Source organism: Pseudomonas oryzihabitans, assembly GCF_032027545.1.
In the GTDB taxonomy this organism is placed as follows: domain Bacteria; phylum Pseudomonadota; class Gammaproteobacteria; order Pseudomonadales; family Pseudomonadaceae; genus Chryseomonas; species Chryseomonas oryzihabitans_F.
Genome location: NZ_JAVSJB010000056.1, coordinates 1 through 5,103, shown reverse-complemented (window position 1 = coordinate 5,103; position 5,103 = coordinate 1). Strand labels below are relative to the sequence as shown.

At 60.4% G+C, this 5,103-nt stretch carries 4 protein-coding genes; 1 reads left to right on the top strand and 3 read right to left on the bottom strand.

Going from position 1 to position 5,103, the window contains the following annotated elements:
- Window positions 1-375: 375 nt before the first annotated feature.
- The 3 genes from RND78_RS27485 to pilM form a co-directional block, all read right to left on the bottom strand.
- The gene (locus RND78_RS27485; protein ID WP_312733375.1) at window positions 376-2,400 is read right to left on the bottom strand and encodes a DNA topoisomerase III; all 2,025 of its coding nucleotides are present in this window, start codon (window positions 2,398-2,400) and stop codon (window positions 376-378) included.
- A gap of 498 nt (window positions 2,401-2,898) precedes the next feature.
- The gene (locus RND78_RS27480; protein WP_312733374.1) at window positions 2,899-3,207 is read right to left on the bottom strand and encodes a DUF3509 domain-containing protein; all 309 of its coding nucleotides are present in this window, start codon (window positions 3,205-3,207) and stop codon (window positions 2,899-2,901) included.
- Between the two features lie 93 nt (window positions 3,208-3,300).
- A complete protein-coding gene (gene pilM / locus RND78_RS27475) occupies window positions 3,301-3,738 on the bottom strand; it encodes a type IV pilus biogenesis protein PilM (RefSeq protein WP_312733372.1) in 438 nt (145 codons plus the stop codon).
- A 165-nt stretch (window positions 3,739-3,903) separates the two neighbouring features.
- Between pilM and RND78_RS27470 the strand changes: the two genes are divergently transcribed.
- Window positions 3,904-5,049 carry a site-specific integrase gene (locus tag RND78_RS27470; protein ID WP_312733370.1) on the top strand — a complete coding sequence of 382 codons (1,146 nt, stop codon included), beginning with the start codon at window positions 3,904-3,906 and terminating at the stop codon, window positions 5,047-5,049.
- The last annotated feature ends 54 nt before the right edge of the window (window positions 5,050-5,103 follow it).

Sequence of the window (5,103 nt, the reverse complement as noted above, 5' to 3'; positions counted from 1 at the left end):
GGCTATGCCGAGAGGACCAGGCTACCCTTCGAATGCAGCTAAAGGGGAGGAACAGTGTGGGCCAACACACCAGGTCGGCCCGAAGTACAGTATGCACCGAACCTTCTGTGAGCCCTATGTGCCTGTAAACCCGCTTATCACGAAGTTAGACGGCTGCGTGTCAGCTGCGGAGCAGGGAGACACAGGGAGAGCATCACGCAAAGATCTACACGCCCTACCCGATGCTTAGCGTGCTCTGGGGGTGGAGCTTCAGGACCAGGTCGAGAAACTCCGGGGTTGCCACTGATGACCGCCAGTGCGCGAGCGGGGTGGAACGCTTGCATTATGGGGCTGTGACCGTGACAAAGGCAAGAAAGCTCCCGCCGGCCCCGGAGCCTACGCGGAAGCGCTGCTGCGCTTGGCTTTTCCTGGGCCGCTTTTGCCTTTCCCTTTTGATGTTTCGATGTTCACTAGGCCCTTGCAGTCGGGGTACCGCAGGCAGGACCAGAAGTCGCCGCTCTTGCCCTTTCGCTGCGCCATCTTGCCCTGACAGAGCGGACAGGACGGACCCTCCGGGACCTTAATGTTGAGCGTGGTCTGGCGGTACTGGGCGACCAGCTTGCCGATCCAGGCGCCTTGCTTGGCGATGAAGTCATCCAACTGCATGGTGCCGGCCTCGATCATGTCCAGGGCCTGCTCCCAAATGGCGGTAGTGCCCGGATCGGCTACTGCCGGCGGCACCGCGGCGATCAGCGAGACGCCGGCGTCGGATGCCCGCACTGCCTTGCCCTTCTTGAGCAGGAACCCACGATCAATCAGGCCCTGGATGATGCTGGCCCGGGTGGCCTCGGTGCCGATGCCCGTGGTCTCTTTGAGCTTGGCGGCCAGCCGCGGGTCGGTCACTAGCTTGGCCACGGTTTTCATGGCCTTGATGAGATCGCCTTCGGTGTAGGGCTTAGGTGGTTGCGTCTGCTGCGCCTTGAGCTGGGCCTGCTGCACCTGGGCGCGGGAGGCGTTCTGGAGCGGCGGCAGGATCTGCGAGCGGTCCTTTTCCTTGCTGTCCTCATCATCCTCAGCGGCAGGCGCGGCCTGGAACAACGTCTTCCAGCCAGCCACGACGATGCGCTTGCCCACCGCCCGCAACGCCACCTGGTTGCAGTCGAAATCAGCCACCGTCCGGTCGAACTCGTGGTGGGGCAGGAACTGGGCGAGGTAGTGCGCGCGGATCAGGCTGTAGACCGCACGCTCCTTGTCGCTCATGGCCGCCAGGTTGGCGGGCTCCAGGGTCGGGATGATGCCGTGGTGCGCGGTGATCTTGGCGTCGTTCCAGGCCCGTGAGCGCTGCGCCGGATCAATGCTGGCCAGCACTGGGACAATGGACGGATCGGTCCGGCGGATCGCCTCGAGCACGGCCGGCACCTCCGGCAGCATGCTGGTGGGCAGGTAGCCGCAGTCGGTCCTGGGGTAGGTCGTCGCCTTGTGCGTCTCGTACAGCGCCTGGGCGACATTCAAGGTCTCCTGGGCCCCGAGGCCAAGCTTCTTCGAGCAGATCTCCTGCAGCGTGCCCAGATCGAAGGGCAGGGGCGCTACCTCCTTGAGCCGCTCGGTCTCAACGGAGACGGCGATGGCGGTTGATCCTGCGGTGAGACGTGCCTGCGCCGCCTGGGCATGGCATTGGTCCAGGCAGCGCCCCTCGTCATCGGTGATGTCGCGGCTGGGCCGCCATTGGGCGGTGAAGGTCTGGCCGTTGGCGGCCAGCAGCACGTCCAAGCTCCAGAACGGTACTGGGACGAAGTGGGCGATCTCCCGATCGCGGTCGACCACCAGGCGCAGCGTAGGCGTCTGTACCCGCCCTACCGACAACACCCCGCTGTAGCCGGCCTGACGGCCGAGGAGGGTGAACAGCCGGGTGAAGTTCATGCCGATCAACCAGTCTGCCCGCGAACGTGCGAGTGCCGAGTGATACATGGAGAAGGTTTCGACCCCGGGCTTGAGGTTGGCCAGGGCTTGGCGGATCGAGGCGTCGTTGAGGGCGGACAGCCACAGCCGCTGGATGGGGCCGCGGTAGCCGCAGTGCTCCAGCAGCTCACGGGCAATCATCTCGCCCTCGCGATCGGCGTCGGTGGCTATGATGAGTTCGGTCGCTTCCTTGAGCAGGGCCTTGACCACCTTGAACTGGCTGCTGGTCTTGGCCTTGACCTCGACCTTCCAGCTTGCCGGCAAGATCGGCAGTGCATCCAGGGACCAGGACTTCAGCGCTAGATCGTAGGCCTCGGGTGGGGCCTGCTCGAGGAGATGGCCGATCCCCCAGGTAACGACCACGCCCTGGCCGCGAATGCAGCCCTCACCGCGCCCAGTGGCGCCGAGCACCCGGGCAATGTCCTTGCCCTGGCTGGGCTTCTCGCACAAAAACACACGCATGGGATTCCCCTGTTGATGGCCGAGTGGCCTACAGAGGAACCGTGCCTGGAGCGGCATGAGGCGTCAGCGCGGAACCGCAATTAGCTCAGATTCGGTTGAAGTGAGAGATTTTTGTCTGACTAATGATTTCCGGCGAGAGGCTCTACAGCTGGCGTTTTTGCGCTTCATGTCGGTGAACGGTAGTGTCAATATGATATCGAAATGTGATCTTTGTCACGGAATGACAGGCTATGGGCGAAACGTAGGTTTTTGAGATTGCTTACACGACGGGTGAACTCAGGTTTTTGATCGTGAGAGCTGATCGGCTTTCGCGCAGCGATGCCTATGCGGAGATCTGCTTCGCCGAGCGATTGCTGCTCGGCCATAAGCCCTCTGACCCAGCGGTAACCTTTGAGGCACTCGCTAGGTCAGTTGGCATCGAGCTCGTCCACTTCCACACTATGCGTAGCGGCGGTCCTAAACCGATTTGCCAGACATCAGCGCTATCCAGCAACAACGCTACCTAGGCTTGCCAGGTCGATGCAATCCCGGATTGAACGACGCCAGACCGCGTGATCCAAGGCGCTGCATCAATTCAACACGCTCATGGTCAGCGTCTTCACGGGCACCCGCCATATCACGCTTGAAGTCATTCACATGCTCAGCCAGCTTGGTTCGATCCTGAAGGTCGGCTTGTTTTAGTACACGGGTGACCTTGGCCGCTTGATGGGCAACAGTCACGACAGCGGTCTTGTCAGCAGACCGGATGACTGCTTCGACCGAATAGGGCGAAAGCGCGGTTCTCAGTAGATCGACTCCATGCTCCATTACTGCTCCTCATATGGGCATAAACTATCGGAGTGATAGAGATGTGCTATCAGTCTGAAAGGTTCATGCCAGAGCATGATAAGCGATAAACGGCTACTGATAGGCGAGCGCTGAGCCGTTGGGAATGGCTGGGGGAACAACGATACCCATGTTGCCGCTGATAGGACTCTGCAGCGTGCTGGCTACTACCGTGCCGATAGCTTGAGACTGGGTCAGGTCGACCATCTTGCTGACCAGGCCATTGGGCGGCCTGAGGTAGTAGGTGAAGCTCTGGCCGGTGTTCACATAGCCGGAGACGTTCGGCAGCTTGCGATACCAGGTAGGCAGTGCCAAGACAGAATCGGCCGGCGCGCCGGTGACGGTCGGATTGGCGTGCGCGTACTCGGCCAAGGCATTGCGATAGGTGATCATGTTGTAGGCCAGTGCATCGATATCGACGGCAACGGAGCGAGTGTTGGAGGAGCGCTCGGCATCAGCCAAGAGCCCTACGACAGCGGTCGCTATCATTAGAATGATCCAAAGCATGGGCATAGCGTTGCTTCCAGGAGATGGACGCTTATCAGGCCTGCATCCTGTCCACGGCCGCTAGCAACAACCGCTAACGCTTGTGAAAGGGTTGGGCTAGAGCTGACGACCCTTGTATTCCCCTCTAGACTCGCGCGCCTGTTTGACGGCAGCAGAGGTAAGAGAGTGGAGATGACCCTGGATGAGGCGCTTGAGCGCTATCGTAGTCAGGTCTCGGTCTTGAAAAAGGGATACGTTCAGGAAAGCTATCGGATCGAGCAGTTGCGTCGTGCCCTAATGGCGAAGAGGGCACTTCGGGAGATCACATCGGTTGATATTGCCACCTACCGCGATGCTCGCCTTCTGCAGCGAAACCCGAAGACCGGAGTGGTGCTGTCGACATCCACCGTTCGGCTCGAATTGGCGTTGCTCTCCAACCTGTTCGACATCGCGAGGATAGAGTGGGGTGCCTGTGAGCAGAACCCGGTTACCCAGGTTCGCAAACCCAAACCCTCGGCCGGACGAGATCGTCGGCTACTGCCGCGAGAAGAGCGGCTAATCATGCGCTACGCCCATGCCCATCCCAATAGGGATCTGGCCGCGCTTGTCAGTCTTGCCTTGGAGACCGCCATGCGCCAGAGCGAACTGTTGGGGTTGCGATGGGAGCGCGTCAACTTGCGTAGCCGGATCATCCACCTTGATGACACCAAGAATGGTACAAAGCGCGACGTGCCTTTGAGCGTTAAGGCTCGCAATGTGCTGATGCGTTTGGAGCCCCAGACATCAGGGGCAGTATTCCGGTACACCGCCAACGGTTTCAAAAGCACATGGCGCTTCATGCTGCAGAAACTCGGCATTGTCGATCTGCATTTTCACGACCTGCGGCATGAGTCGATTTCGCGATTGTTCGAGCTGGGCACTCTTGACCTCATGGAGGTAGCGGCCATCAGCGGGCATAAGTCGCTGAGCATGCTCAAACGCTACACCCATTTACGGGCAACGCGGCTTGTCCGCAAGCTGGAAGGGCATCGTAATAGGGGGCGGCAAGCTGTCTTGGATGTGCTCGTCCCCTATCCAGCGGCTTGGATGCCAGCCGCCCAGGGGTACCGAGTGATCGTGCCTGACTTCGAAGGCGTGTGTGCCGAAGCCCCAACACTTGATCAGGCACTGGAAGCCGCGCAGGCGCTATTGCTCAAGCACCTTCTTTACCTATTCGTGCAGGGCCTCGCCATCCCTCAGCCCGACGAATACCTAACGCCTCTACCCGTTTCTGCCAAGGTGGTGATGCTGCCTAGCCTTGACGTCGAGCCCTTACAAGCCAACCCCGCGGCTGCCTGACACCTTTTTACGGAAAGATGTTAGGCAGGTGAGCTGCTCGTGAATGGATGCTGC